Annotated in this window: 13 protein-coding genes; 2 read left to right on the top strand and 11 right to left on the bottom strand. The window is 60.2% G+C overall.

Features of this window, described 5'->3' with window-relative positions:
• Positions 1-57 precede the first annotated feature (57 nt).
• Positions 58-1128 carry a DNA integrity scanning diadenylate cyclase DisA gene (gene disA / locus AB0P14_RS12180; RefSeq protein WP_363842380.1) on the top strand — a complete coding sequence of 357 codons (1071 nt, stop codon included), beginning with the start codon at positions 58-60 and terminating at the stop codon, positions 1126-1128.
• A gap of 69 nt (positions 1129-1197) precedes the next feature.
• Here disA and AB0P14_RS12175 read toward each other — a convergent pair whose 3' ends face one another.
• Entirely contained in the window at positions 1198-1893 is a 696-nt protein-coding gene (locus AB0P14_RS12175; RefSeq protein ID WP_363842377.1) for a hypothetical protein, read from the bottom strand.
• A 412-nt stretch (positions 1894-2305) separates the two neighbouring features.
• Here AB0P14_RS12175 and AB0P14_RS12170 point away from each other — a divergent pair, with 412 nt between their 5' ends.
• Positions 2306-3253, top strand: coding sequence for an A/G-specific adenine glycosylase (locus tag AB0P14_RS12170; protein WP_363842374.1), 948 nt, complete (start codon positions 2306-2308; stop codon positions 3251-3253).
• Between the two features lie 30 nt (positions 3254-3283).
• Here AB0P14_RS12170 and dhaM read toward each other — a convergent pair whose 3' ends face one another.
• The 10 genes from dhaM to AB0P14_RS12120 all read right to left on the bottom strand — a co-directional run bounded on the left by dhaM (position 3284) and on the right by AB0P14_RS12120 (position 13223).
• Positions 3284-3985: a dihydroxyacetone kinase phosphoryl donor subunit DhaM gene (gene dhaM, locus AB0P14_RS12165; RefSeq protein ID WP_363842371.1), complete on the bottom strand. Its 702-nt coding sequence runs from the start codon at positions 3983-3985 to the stop codon at positions 3284-3286.
• Entirely contained in the window at positions 3982-4626 is a 645-nt protein-coding gene (gene dhaL / locus AB0P14_RS12160; protein WP_363842368.1) for a dihydroxyacetone kinase subunit DhaL, read from the bottom strand. Before dhaL ends, dhaM begins: the two co-directional genes overlap by 4 nt.
• Complete coding sequence (dhaK, locus tag AB0P14_RS12155; RefSeq protein WP_363842365.1) at positions 4627-5628, bottom strand: dihydroxyacetone kinase subunit DhaK; 1002 nt, start codon at positions 5626-5628, stop codon at positions 4627-4629. It lies immediately after the preceding gene.
• Between the two features lie 108 nt (positions 5629-5736).
• On the bottom strand, positions 5737-6258 hold the full coding sequence (locus AB0P14_RS12150; RefSeq protein ID WP_363842362.1) for an amino-acid N-acetyltransferase: 522 nt from the start codon (positions 6256-6258) through the stop codon (positions 5737-5739).
• Positions 6259-6267: 9 nt separating this feature from the next.
• Positions 6268-6906, bottom strand: a complete 639-nt coding sequence (locus AB0P14_RS12145; protein ID WP_363842359.1) for a TMEM175 family protein — start codon at positions 6904-6906, stop codon at positions 6268-6270.
• Between the two features lie 310 nt (positions 6907-7216).
• Entirely contained in the window at positions 7217-9712 is a 2496-nt protein-coding gene (locus AB0P14_RS12140; RefSeq protein WP_363842356.1) for an ATP-dependent Clp protease ATP-binding subunit, read from the bottom strand.
• 206 nt (positions 9713-9918) lie between these two features.
• Positions 9919-10251, bottom strand: a complete 333-nt coding sequence (locus AB0P14_RS12135; RefSeq protein ID WP_363842353.1) for an Lsr2 family protein — start codon at positions 10249-10251, stop codon at positions 9919-9921.
• 96 nt (positions 10252-10347) lie between these two features.
• The gene (locus AB0P14_RS12130) at positions 10348-10500 is read right to left on the bottom strand and encodes a hypothetical protein (protein ID WP_363842350.1); all 153 of its coding nucleotides are present in this window, start codon (positions 10498-10500) and stop codon (positions 10348-10350) included.
• A 5-nt stretch (positions 10501-10505) separates the two neighbouring features.
• On the bottom strand, positions 10506-12014 hold the full coding sequence (gene lysS / locus AB0P14_RS12125) for a lysine--tRNA ligase (RefSeq protein WP_363842347.1): 1509 nt from the start codon (positions 12012-12014) through the stop codon (positions 10506-10508).
• A gap of 168 nt (positions 12015-12182) precedes the next feature.
• On the bottom strand, positions 12183-13223 hold the full coding sequence (locus tag AB0P14_RS12120) for a LacI family DNA-binding transcriptional regulator (protein ID WP_363842344.1): 1041 nt from the start codon (positions 13221-13223) through the stop codon (positions 12183-12185).
• Between the last annotated feature and the right edge of the window lie 105 nt (positions 13224-13328).

The following is a 13328-nucleotide window of genomic DNA, read 5'->3' as shown; positions in this document are numbered from 1 at the left end:
GTATTATAGAGTCAGTGACTTGTGCGGATTCCCGCGCTTGAAAAGAAGGAACCGCCCATGATTCGCAGCCCCGAAGAGGCCTTGAAAGCCACGCTTGCCCGTGTCGCGCCTGGTACTCCGCTGCGTGATGGTTTGGAACGCATTCTTCGAGGCCGCACGGGAGCACTCATTGTGCTCGGTTCCGACAAAACCATTGACAGCCTATGCTCTGGCGGTTTTGAAATCGGCATAGACTTTGCCCCCACGAGTCTTCGTGAGCTGGCCAAAATGGATGGCGCCATTGTCTGCGACAAGGACGTCACCAAGATCATCCGGGCGGCAGTGCAATTGGTCCCGGACCCCAGCATTGAAACCCAAGAGTCCGGCACCCGGCACCGTACGGCTGAACGAGTCGCTATCCAGACGGGCGTCCCGGTAGTTTCCGTCAGCCAATCCATGCAGATCATTGCCCTTTACGTTGACGGCCTGCGCTACGTACTGGAAGGGTCAGAAAAGGTGCTGGCACGAGCCAACCAGGCACTGGCCACTTTGGAACGGTACAGGGCCCGGCTGGATCAGGTGACCAGCTCATTGTCGGCACTTGAAATCGAGGCCATGGTCACGGTCCGCGACGTGGCTGTCACCTTGCAGCGTCACGAGATGGTGCGACGCATTTCCGAAGAGATTGCCCAGTACGTGCTGGAACTCGGCGTTGACGGACGGCTGCTGTCGCTCCAGCTAGAAGAGCTTTCCACAACGCGCGGCTCCGGCGCTGACATGGTGATCCGCGACTACACTGACCCGGAAACAACGGATGTTGATGCAGCTGTTGCCGCCTTGCAGGAGATCGATCAGGCCGATCTTATTGACCTGAGCTTGATTGCTGGCGTGGTTGGCCTGATCACTGGCCATGATTCTCTCGACGCCATCATTCAGCCGCGCGGCTACCGTCTGGTTTCGGGCCTCAAGGCTGTCCCGCGCGCCATTGCCGGGCGTCTTGTTGACCACTTTGGTGGCCTGCAGAATCTGATGGCAGCCACGATTGATGAGCTCATGATGGTTGATGGCATTGGCGAACTGCGGGCCCGCAATGTGCGCGAAGGCCTCTCCCGCATCGCCGAGGCCAGCCTCTTGGACCGCTTCCTCTAACTGCCACCGGCGGCCGATGCCGAGACTGCACACGCAGCTAAGGCCGGTCCCATTACTGCAGGTTGTCCGTCACTGCAGTGTGAACGGTACCTTCTGGCTAGACCATTTCCCTAACGTCGCCACAAGAACGTAAGTGGCCCCGCCACGGCCTGGTTCAGAGACCACTTTGGCGCACTCCGGTGCCGTACGTTTCAGGTGCCACACCATATTGGCTTTTTCCGATGCGCCCGGGGCCAGATTTTTTACCAAATCTGTGGCTTCTGTCTGGCAAAATTTGGAGTTGAAAATGATGTCATCGCCGCTGGTGATCACGAATTCCATTTGGCTCGTGCCCACGTTGATGTCGCAATGGGCTTTGCCGGAATTGGTCACTTGCAATGTCATGACGGGCAGTTCTTCGGCGGCGTAGCTTTCCTTATCCATGCTGGCGCTGACCTTGATCCCGGCCTCGTCGCACACGGCCGACGGCGGTGTCCCCACCTTTGCAGGCTGCTTGGCTTGCTGGGTACTATTGTTCCCTGCCGCACCGCTCTGGGTGTCATCTTGGGCGTTGGCACCAAACAATCCCGCCACAAAGAATCCACCAACCAGTAAGGCGGCAATGACCAGCAGTGCCATCACGCCCGCTACGATGCGGCGCCGTCGGTACACCTTGGCGGAAACTTTGGGCTTCCCGGTAGCTTGGCCTGCTGGCTTGGCCACGGGCTTACCCGCAGGCGCGGAAGAGGATCCCTTGCCGCGTCCGGAGTTGCCTGTTGTGCCCATAAACTCAAGCCTAGCGAAGCAAGGGGCCTACCCAGACCAACCACGCCGTCAACCACCTTGCCGTGGCCCAGATCAGTGTTGAGCGGCTCTGTTGCTGCGGTGAGTCGTTCGTTGAGATTCAGTGTCATTGCGAGAGCCAGGAAGCTGCCCAGACGCACGCCCGAGTCTCCGCGCTCAATTCGAGGCAGCGTTGGACGGGAGATATGCCAACGTCCAAGTTCTTTTATTAGCCGAGCAGGACAGTCCCCCCGCTCCTGCCTCGACGCGGCAGTGGATACCACTGTTGCAATTGCCTTCGCTGGGAGGAAGAACATACTCTGGAGGCGCTAAAGCGTGCGTGACCGACCCAGGCTCCACCGCCGTCGAATCTACTGCTCCACTGCGCCCACCTTTCCATGCTGCAAGGAAACCCATGACCGTCGCTGTTTCACCCAAGGTGCCGCCAGCCGGTCTGCACGAAATCATCAATACCTGGTTCCAGCACGAGGCCAGGGACCTGCCGTGGCGCCGCAACTGTTCAGCGTGGGGAGTCCTGGTCAGCGAGATCATGCTCCAGCAAACGCCGGTGGTCAGGGTGCAACCGGTGTGGGAGCAATGGCTGGCGCGTTGGCCAACCCCTGCTGACTTCGCCGCAGCGCCGGCCGCCGATGTGCTGCGCGCCTGGGGCAAGCTCGGCTATCCGCGGCGGGCCTTGCGCTTGCATGCTGCAGCCGCGGAAATTGTTGATAAGCACGACGGCGCCGTCCCCGACAACTACCCGGAACTTCTGGCGCTTCCCGGCGTTGGCACGTACACGGCTGCCGCGGTTGCCGCCTTTGCCTTTGGCCGCCGCACCACGGTGGTGGATACCAATATTCGCCGCGTGCACGCCCGACTCATCATCGGCCAGGCCCTTGCCGCCCCGGCTCTTACGGCTGCTGAGACCACGCTGGCAACGAATTTGCTGCCCGAGGACGACGCCGAATCGGTCCTCTGGAATGCCGCTGTGATGGAACTAGGCGCTGTCATTTGCACGGCCCGCAGCCCCAAGTGCGGGCAATGCCCAGTCTTCGAGCAGTGCGCCTGGATTGCCGCCGGCCAGCCCGAGCCCACCTACATCCCGAAAGGTCAGCCCTGGGCCGGCACGGACAGGCAAGTGCGCGGTGCTGTCATGGCAGTATTGCGGGCAGCCAGTTCGCCCATCCATGCCGACCTCTTGTGGGATGCGGAGGCGGCCGAGCTCCACGCCGAAGTGGCCCCTGAATTGGGCAAACTGCACAAGCTGAACACCCACGCACCCCAGCTAGAGCGCGCTCTCGCTGGCCTAGTCGTCGACGGCCTCGCCCAACTCTCCGAAACCGGCTACCACCTGCCGGGATAGAGCGCTGCGAGGGAGTCGCTCGCCGCGGGCTCAGATCTCGCCGAAGCCGGCTTCCACGTGGCTACGCACCAGGTCCACGGCGCGCTGCGCATCGGGACCCGTGGCTGAAATGTTGAGCTCCGTGCCCTGCGCTGCGCCGAGCGTCATCAGCATCATGACCGACTGCCCATCCACACCGTTGATCTCAATTTCCACATCCATGGCTCCCAGCTCACCAGCCAAGGATGCCGCCGGACGGGCGTGCAGCCCCATGGGGTTGATCAAAGTGAGTAGTGCCGTCACGGCACTATCGGTCCCGGCATCTTGGGGCCCGACATCCTGGGGCCCGGCATCCTGGGGTTCGCCCACCGGATTGGTGCGGGCAAGCGCCGTCTCGGCAGCCTTGCACACAACGTCAGCCGAAGCGCCCGACTGGGCTGAAACCGCTGCCGCAATGGCCCCTTCGACCAACGGCGCATCGGCCAGCAGTACAGTTGCCGGACTCCCCAAGAACTCCAAGGCAGATTCGGCGGTCATGACAGCCGAGCCGAGGTCGGTCAGCACCACGGCACCGGCACCGGTATCCGCCAGCCCCATCGCGGTCATGACCTTTTCCAGCGAGGTCCCAATGCCGCCGTCGTCCATTCCTCCGGCAGCAGCCAAGACCACGTCGGGGGCCATCTGGGCCGCCAGTTCAACCACTCCGGCCGCCAACTTTTCGCTATGCGAGACGATCACCAGCCCCACGCTCATGCTGCGTCCTGGGCAGCATGAACGGCGGCACGCAGAATGAGTGCCGATGAGGCGGCGCCGGGATCGCGATGCCCAATGGCCCGCTCCCCCAAATAGCTGGCCCGGCCCTTGCGCGCAATCAGCGGATCGGTGGAGAGCGCCCCTGCCTCGGCGGCCGTCGCGGCAGCCTCCAATACGGCCATCGGCTCCGAACCGGAAGCCACCGCGGCGGCAGCGGCGTCGACGGCAGGCGTCCACGCATCAATCATGGTCTTCTCACCCACCTCAGCCTTACCGCGGGCAACAACACCGTCGCGCGCCGCGGCCAGAGCCTCCGCGAGGATGCTCCCGTCCAGTTCGGTGGCGTCACCAACAGCCGTTCCGGCACGTAAGAACGCCGTACCGTACAGTGGTCCAGCAGCCCCTCCCACCTTCGACATCAAGGTCATGGCCGCCAGTTTGAAGGCGGCACCGGGGGTGGCGGGCGGCTCGGCGTCGAGCTTTTCAAGAATGGCACTAAAGCCACGGTCCATGTTCTCACCGTGATCGCCGTCGCCAATGGCTCGGTCCAGTTCAATCAGGGCCATCCGGTTTTCCGCAATCACCGCGGCGGAGAGCCGCAACCAGCGCTCGGCCCAGGCAGCATCAAGAATTTGGCTCATTTACATCCCCCATCGCAACGCCGGAGTGTTCACCGGAGCGTCCCACAATTCGGTCATTTCATCATCCAAACGCAGCACCGAGATGGAGCAGCCTTGCATCTCCAGTGCCGTGATGTAGTTGCCCACGAGCGAGCGCTCCACCACCAGACCAGCCGTTTCGAGCACCTTGGCTGCGTGGCGGTAGACAATGTAGAGCTCGCTGGTGGGGGTGCCGCCCATGCCATTGACGAACAGGAGCACCTTCTCGCCTGGGCTTGGCTTAAGGTCCGCCAGAATTGGTTCCAGCAAGTGATCGGTGATGGCGTCAGCATTTTCCATCGGAATGCGGCGCCGCCCGGGCTCACCGTGGATGCCAATGCCAATCTCAATCTCGTTATCGGCAAGTTCAAAGCTGGGGACACCTGCGTGCGGAACCGTGCAGGCGGACAGTGCCACACCCATGCTACGCACATTGTCCACGACGCGCTGACCAATGGCGGCGACGGCGTCGAGGTTGTCCCCTCGCTCTGCCGCTGCCCCGGCGATCTTCTCGACCAGGACGGTGCCGGCCACGCCGCGGCGCCCGGCCGTGTACAGCGAATCTTCCACGGCGACGTCGTCGTTCACGAGGACGGTTCGCACAGAGACCCCTTCGGCCTCGGCCATTTCGGCGGCGGTCTCAAAGTTGAGCACGTCGCCGGTGTAGTTTTTCACAATGTGCACCACTCCGGCGCCTGCGTTTGCGGCGATGGTGGCGGGGATGATCGCATCCGGTGTGGGCGAGGTGAACATGGCACCCGGGACAGCCGCATCGAGCATACCGAAGCCCACGTAACCTGCGTGCAGCGGCTCATGCCCACTGCCACCGCCGGACACTAGACCCACTTTGCCTTCTCGGGGTGCATCCTTGCGCGTGACAAACAACGGGTCGGGGTGGACGGTTACATGATCGGCGTGCGCCTGACCGAACCCTTCCACCGATTCATTGACTACAGTCTTGGGATCATTGATGAGCTTTTTCATGACGGAACCCTCCGAAATCACAGCGGCTAGTGCGGGCCGGCCTCACTGCCGCCCACTTTGAACACTACCCGGGGAAAACGGCAGATGGTAGGGCGATTCCAGAGAGAATCAGAGCTGGCAGATCATCCTGGTGTTCCCCAACGTATTGGGTTTGACCCGTGCCAAGTCTAGGAATTCTGCGACGCCTTCATCGGCGGAACGTAGCAGCTCTGAGTAGACCTCAGGATCGACGGGACTCTGATTGGCCATGACGGTGAACCCGTTGCGGATAAAGAAGTCCACCTCAAAGGTCAGGCAGAAGACACGGTTGACGCCCAGGGCCCTGCCATTGTCCAGCAGTTTCTCCACGACGGCGCGGCCAACTCCCTTGCCGCGCCACGAATCTGCCGTGGCCAGGGTCCGAATTTCGGCCAAATCTTCCCACATGACGTGGAGTGCACCGCAGCCAACAATCTCTCCGTCAATTTCGGCAATGAGAAATTCCTGGATGGCTTCGAAATACGTGACCGACTCCTTGGAGATCAGGATTCGTCGCTCTGCCAGCGGTGCAACGAGGCGTTTGATCGCTTGAACGTCTGCCGTGCGGGCAGGCCGGAGGACAATGACGGGGGCAGTAGTTTGTGAACTCACCGTTTTAGTCTATGACTCTTGAACGTCATTCCTTGAAGCACCGCTTTCCTGGACCTGCACCGCCCGGTTACATTCCGCCAGCCGCCACTTCCCGTGCACCACCGACAGGGGCCAAATCAGGAGCCACGAATACATGGCCCACTCGGGGCTGATGAATGCCACGGGAATGGACAGCGCAAACACGGCCACAACCGGGTCGGTGCCGTGGAGCACCAACCTGTACAAGGCGGCATCAACCCAGCCATGCATCAATTTGGCCCTGTGCGCGTGGGCCCACAAAATGCTCAGGCTCACAACACTTCCGCTGATGGTCAGCGCATAAATGATGGGTGGCCACGGGCTCTGGGTGCTGGCTTGGAAGAGCAGAGAGGTCGGTACTGGCAGGAAGACAACAAAGAACAGGGCCAACAGGTTGATGCTTTGCAAGGCGGAATCGTAGTTCTTGATAGCCACAAATTTCCGGTGATGATTCATCCACAACCTGCCCACCAGAATAAAGCTCAGAATGAACGCCGCCAGCGGTTCCGCCTGATCCGCCAGCACTGCTTGAAACTCTGCCGCCGACATCTTTGGATCCAGTTCGGGCAGTTCTAAATCCAGCACCAGCAATGTCATGGCGATGGCAAATACTGCGTCGCTAAAGAACATAGTCCTTTCGGTTTCAGATCCCCGGCGCAAGCTGTGGGCATGGGGCACCACCCGATCTGAAATCGGCGAGCCTTTGCGACGCAGGAAGTTGCCCACGTCTTCCAAGCTATGCCCGAATCCGCTACTGCGCCAGTGCGCCTTGGGACAGAGGAACCGTTGGGGCAGAGAAACCGTTGGTCAGCCGAAACTCTCGGTGCGGCGGTGGGCCCACCACACCCCTCCCCACGCGAAAGCGGCACCCGCCCCGCAAAGGGTGGATGCCGCCGTCGAGCTTGAGCGTTGGAGCTAGAGCTTCAGAACTGCTGGAGCCTTAGGCCGAGGCCGCCGTGATGGCTTCGGGGATGTTCGGCTTAGTGTTGCCTACGAAGGTGAACTTTGCGTCATCACCCTCGCCCTCAACACCAACGGTGACAATGTCGCCATCCTTGAGTTCACCGAACAGGATCTTCTCGGAGAGGTGATCCTCAATCTCGCGCTGGATGGTGCGGCGCAATGGCCGGGCACCCATTGCGGGATCGTAGCCCTTGGTAGCGAGCAGAATCTTGGCGGCAGGCGTGAGCTCGATGCCCATGCCCTTATCTGCCAAGCGAGTCTCCAGGCGTGCAACCATGAGGTCAACGATCTCGATGATCTCGTCCTGGGTCAGCTGCGGGAACACCACAACGTCATCCACACGGTTCAGGAACTCGGGGCGGAAGTGCTGCTTGAGCTCCTCCGAGACCCGGGCCTTCATGCGGTTGTACCCGGTCTGCGTGTCAGTGCCGGACTGGAAACCAGTGGCAATCGACTTGGAGATATCGCGGGTACCCAGGTTCGTGGTCATGATGATGATGGTGTTCTTGAAGTCCACCACGCGGCCCTGGCTGTCGGTCAGGCGACCGTCTTCCAGAATCTGTAGCAGTGAGTTGAACAGATCGGCGTGAGCCTTCTCCACCTCATCGAAGAGCACCACGGAGAACGGACGGCGCCGGACCTTCTCGGTCAGCTGTCCACCCTCTTCGTAGCCTACGTATCCGGGAGGCGCACCAAAGAGACGCGAAACCGTGTGCTTCTCCGAGTATTCGGACATGTCCAAGGTGATGAGGGCATCTTCGTCACCGAAGAGGAACTCGGCCAGCGCCTTGGCCAGCTCGGTCTTACCAACACCTGTGGGGCCGGCAAAGATGAACGAGCCACCGGGACGCTTGGGATCCTTCAGACCCGAACGGGTCCGGCGGATGGCCTGCGAGATGGACTTGATGGCCTCATTCTGACCCACCACACGCTTGTGCAGCTCGTCTTCCATCTTCAGCAGACGCGTGGACTCGGCCTCGGTCAGCTTGAAGACCGGGATACCGGTGGAGTTCGCCAGAACTTCTGCAATGAGTTCCTCGTCTACCTCGGAGATCTCATCGAGTCCGCCGGACTTCCACAGGCGTTCCTTGTCGACACGGGCGGTGATGAGCTTCTGCTCGTCATCGCGCAACGACGCGGCACCCTCAAAGTCCTGGGCGTCAATGGCGTCTTCCTTGCGCTTCTTGACGGCAGCAATTTCACCATCCATGGCCTTGAGCTCCGGCGGAGCAGTCATGCGGCGGATGCGCAAACGCGCACCAGCCTCATCGATCAAGTCAATGGCCTTATCCGGCAGGAAGCGGTCAGAGATGTAACGGTCAGCCAAGGTGGCAGCTGCCGTCAGGGCGCCGTCGGTGATCGAGACGCGGTGGTGTGCCTCGTAGCGGTCGCGCAGGCCCTTGAGGATCTCAATGGTCAGCGGAACCGTGGGTTCTGGCACCTGGATGGGCTGGAAGCGGCGCTCGAGTGCGGCGTCCTTCTCAATGTGCTTGCGGTACTCATCCAAGGTGGTGGCGCCGATGGTCTGCAGTTCTCCACGAGCCAGCATGGGCTTGAGGATCGAGGCAGCATCGATAGCGCCTTCGGCGGCACCGGCACCGACAAGGGTGTGGATTTCGTCGATGAAGAGGATGATGTCGCCTCGGGTGCGAATTTCCTTGAGAACCTTCTTCAGGCGCTCTTCGAAGTCACCGCGGTAGCGTGAGCCGGCCACGAGTGAGCCGAGGTCAAGGGTGTAGAGCTGCTTGTCCTTGATGGTCTCGGGCACGTCGCCGCGCACGATGGCCTGAGCCAAACCTTCAACAACGGCAGTCTTACCAACGCCGGGCTCACCGATCAGCACGGGGTTGTTCTTGGTGCGGCGCGAGAGGATCTGCATAACGCGTTCCATCTCGTGCTCGCGCCCAATGACCGGGTCAAGCTTGTTTTCACGCGCTGCCTGGGTCAGGTTCCGGCCAAACTGGTCCAGCACAACTGAGCCGGCGGGCGTACCTTCGGGCTGCTGGCCGCCGCCACTGGCGGCAGGTTCCTTGCCCTGGTAGCCGGACAACAGCTGGTTGACCTGCTGGCGCACACGGCCCAGATCAGCACCTAGCTTCACCAGTACCTGCGCGGCAACGCCTTCACCTTCACGGATCAGGCCGAGCAGAATGTGCTCGGTGCCAATGTAGTTATGGCCCAGCTGCAGTGCCTCACGCAGCGAAAGTTCCAGAACTTTCTTGGCGCGCGGGGTGAACGGGATGTGCCCGCTGGGCGCCTGCTGCCCCTGACCAATGATTTCCTGAACCTGTTCACGGACACCGTCCAGCGAAATGTTCAAGGACTCCAAGGCCTTAGCGGCAACACCCTCACCCTCGTGGATGAGACCGAGCAGAATGTGCTCGGTGCCAATGTAATTGTGGTTGAGCATGCGGGCCTCTTCTTGGGCCAGCACAACAACACGTCGGGCTCGATCAGTAAATCGCTCAAACATTTCGCCACACTCCTTTTACTGCGTACTTTGATGCTACGCAGTACCCGGGCCCTGTGGGGGCATGTTCGCCACAGGGGAAATAGCAAACTAGTCCCTGCATATCCGCTGCGGCTTTTAAAGTACGACGGCGGCACCACCTTGGTGAGGTGATGCCGCCGTTGCGCTGCCCTAAGGAAGGACGAAAAACTCTGTTGCTAGTTACGCTGCTACTTACCCTGAGCCGCGTAGTAGGCATCGCGGATCTCGGCCTGGATGCGGCCTCGCTCCTGCACCGTGTACCCGTTTTCCCGGGCCCATGCGCGGATTGCGGCTACGTCGCTGCCAGCCTTGGGTGCTGCAGGACCACGACCCCGCACTGCACGGCCACCAACGCGGCGCCCTGAAGCAATGTACGCAGACAATGATTCGCGCAATGCTGCTGCGTTCTCCGCGGAAAGATCAATTTCGTAATTGATGCCGTCTAGCCCGAAAGTGACGTTTTCGTCGGCTGCGCTCTGGTCAATATCGTCCACAAGGGTGATGTGAATTTTCTGTGCCATGGGGATTGCTCGCCTCACATAGTGTAAATGAATACTTCAGAAACGATTATGGTTTGAAAATTCTGTCACGTCAAAGTTCAGTTATTGCGCGACTCGCTAAACGCCTTGTTCATCCTTGGAATCTACTTCATTTTCAGCCTGCGCCAATGCGTCGCGTTCTGCACGATCGGCATTGAATATGGCCTTCATCGCGAAGTAAAAAATTGCACCAACACCCAATGACGGCAGAATAACTGCAACGTATTCCATATTATTTACGACTCCTGCTCTGGCTTCATCAAGGGGAAGAGAATGGCTTCACGAATACCAACACCGGTGAATAGCATGACCAAACGGTCCACACCCAGCCCCAGACCACCCATGGGCGGTGCACCATATTCCAGCGCCCTCAGGAAGTCTTCATCCAACTGCATGGCCTCAGGATCACCGGCTGCTGCAGCCAGGGACTGCTTAGTGAGACGGTCTCTCTGAATAACGGGGTCAACCAGCTCGGAGAAGGCTGTGCCAGTCTCCGTGCCGCCAATAATCAAATCCCACGCCTCGATGAGATTGGGCTTGTCACGGTGCGGGCGGGCCAGCGGTTGCGCCGACGGCGGATAATCACAAACAAAGGTGGGCTGAATTAGTGTAGGCTCCACAATTTCACCAAAGAGTTCGGTGACCAGTTTCTCAGCATCCCAGGCCGAATCAATCTTGATCTCACGCTCTTGCGCAATAGCACGCAATTCGTCAGCCGTCGTCTCGGGGGTAATTTCCTTGCCAACAGCATTGGAAAGACCCTCATAGACGGGCAGCCAAGGCCATTCGCCGTCGAGATTAATTTGACCTTGATCAGTTTCAATGATGCGCGAGCCAACAGCATCTGCAGCGGCGAGAATAATGCGCTGCATGGTTTTAGCCATGGTGAATTGGTCACCATATGCTTCATACGCTTCCAGCATGGTGAATTCGGGGCTGTGCGTTGAATCAACGCCTTCGTTACGGAAGATTCGGCCGACTTCAAAGACCTTGTCCATGCCGCCAACTACCGCCCTCTTCAGGAACAGCTCTATGGCGATCCGCAAGGTCATGGGCTGGTCAAAGGCATTCAGGTGCGTATGGAACGGGCGGGCAGAGGCGCCACCGTGGATGAGCTGCAGGATGGGGGTTTCCAGCTCAATGTACTCTTCACCGTGGAGCGTGTCGCGGATTGCTTTAACAATGGCGGAGCGCTTCTTGACCTGTTCGCGAGCAGTGTCACGGACAATCAAGTCAACGTAACGCTGGCGGACGCGCATTTCCTCGGATAGCTCTGCGTGCAAGACGGGCAGGGGGCGCAGCGCCTTGGCAGCCATGGCCCATTCGGCAGCCATGATGGACAGCTCACCGGTGCGGGAGCTGATGATCTCGCCCTTGATGAAGACGTGGTCGCCGAGGTCAACTAGCGACTTCCAGTTGGCCAGTGCCTCCTCGCCAATATTGGCGAAGGAGAGCATGATCTGCAAGCGGACGCCTGAGCCGGACTGTAGCGTGGCAAAGCACAGCTTGCCCTTGTTGCGTACATACACAACGCGGCCGGTAACGCCGGCGATCTCACCCGTGGCGGTATCGGCTTCCAGCTCCGGGTACTTGGCCCGAATCTCTTCTAGAGTGTGGGTCCGTGCCACCCCAACCGGGTAGGCCTGTTCGCCTCGCTCAAGCAATTTGGCACGCTTGTCCATACGGACAAGCATTTGCTCGGATACGTCACTGGGTTCAGGGGAAAGGGTATTTTCTGCGCTCACGAGTTAACAGCTTAGTTGGTGAATCTGGGTATACGCTCCGCGTCCGCTTTAAGCCCTCAGTCCAGCAGCTCAAGCGCTGGCTCGGCACTGGGTAGCAGTGCCTGCGTTGACGTTGAAACGCCGGTTGGGACTTTTCGATTCCGGTTTCTATTCGGGCTAGGCCGTTTCCTAGGCCCCTTCGACGGTGGAGCCTCGAACCACCAAGGTAGCTTCAAGCACCACGGGTGTCACCGCCACGTTTTTTCCGCCCATGACTTGCAACAGCTGCCGTCCTGCCAGACGCCCCATTTCCATGGCTGGCAAGTGCACCGTGGTCAGTCCCGGGCTGGATGTCTGTGAATAGGGCAGGTCATCAAAACCGGCGACAGCAAGGCTCTGCGGCACAGCCAAGCCCACCACGCGAGCTTCTTGCAGGACACCGTAAGCCTGGGTATCAGTGGCACAGGCAATGGCGGTTACCCCGGCGGCTGACCATTGTGGCCATGCCTGGGCGAAGGCTAGCGCCGCCGCGCCCACATCGATTGTTGTTTGGGCAACGGCCACTACGTCACAGCCCAGCTCTCTGGCTTTGTCGCAGAAGGCTGCACGGCGCACCCGGAACGTTTCGGTGCCGGTGGTGCTATCAAGGTAGGCGACCTTCCGGTGCCCCTGGCCAGCTAAGTGCTGAGCCAGCAGCCGGGCCCCGCTCGCCACATCGAAGTTTACTGATGGCACATCATTACTAATGCCGGCCGCATCCAACAACACCATAGGTTCGCTGGCCTGCAGTTCTACAAGGAACCGTGAGCTGGGGGCATCGATGAGCAGTCCGGCGGGACGCAAGGCCAGCAGGCGGCGCACATCCGCCGGATCCGGCGTTTGTCCGGCATCAGTCACTGACAACAGGAGCGCATACTGCTGGCCGATGACTTCCCTCAGGCCGGCAATAACCTTGGCATAAAACGGATTTGAAACGTCCGGAGCAACCAAAATAACAATGTTGCTGTGCCCCTTGGCTAGGGAACTGCCGAGGGAATCCACCACGTAACCGAGCTCCTGCACCGCCTGCTCAACCTTGGCGATATTCCCCTCGGACACCCGCCCTGCGGTCTTGCCATTGGTCACCAGTGAAACCGTTGCCGCCGATACTCCCGCCCTAGCAGCAACCATGGCCGCCGTGACGCGGCGGTTGCCGTTTTTGCGGGCGGGGGCTGATGGTGGCGGCTGCATGGATCGATCGTACCGGCGTCTGGGAAGATCATTGCAACCGCAACGAATCAAGCGCTTAACGTGCCTCGCGTTAAGCGCTTGACGTTAACTTCCTGTGGTGCCACA

The organism is Specibacter sp. NPDC078709 (assembly GCF_040686795.1).
Classification (GTDB): domain Bacteria; phylum Actinomycetota; class Actinomycetes; order Actinomycetales; family Micrococcaceae; genus Specibacter.
This window is presented reverse-complemented; position numbering and strand designations above follow the sequence as displayed.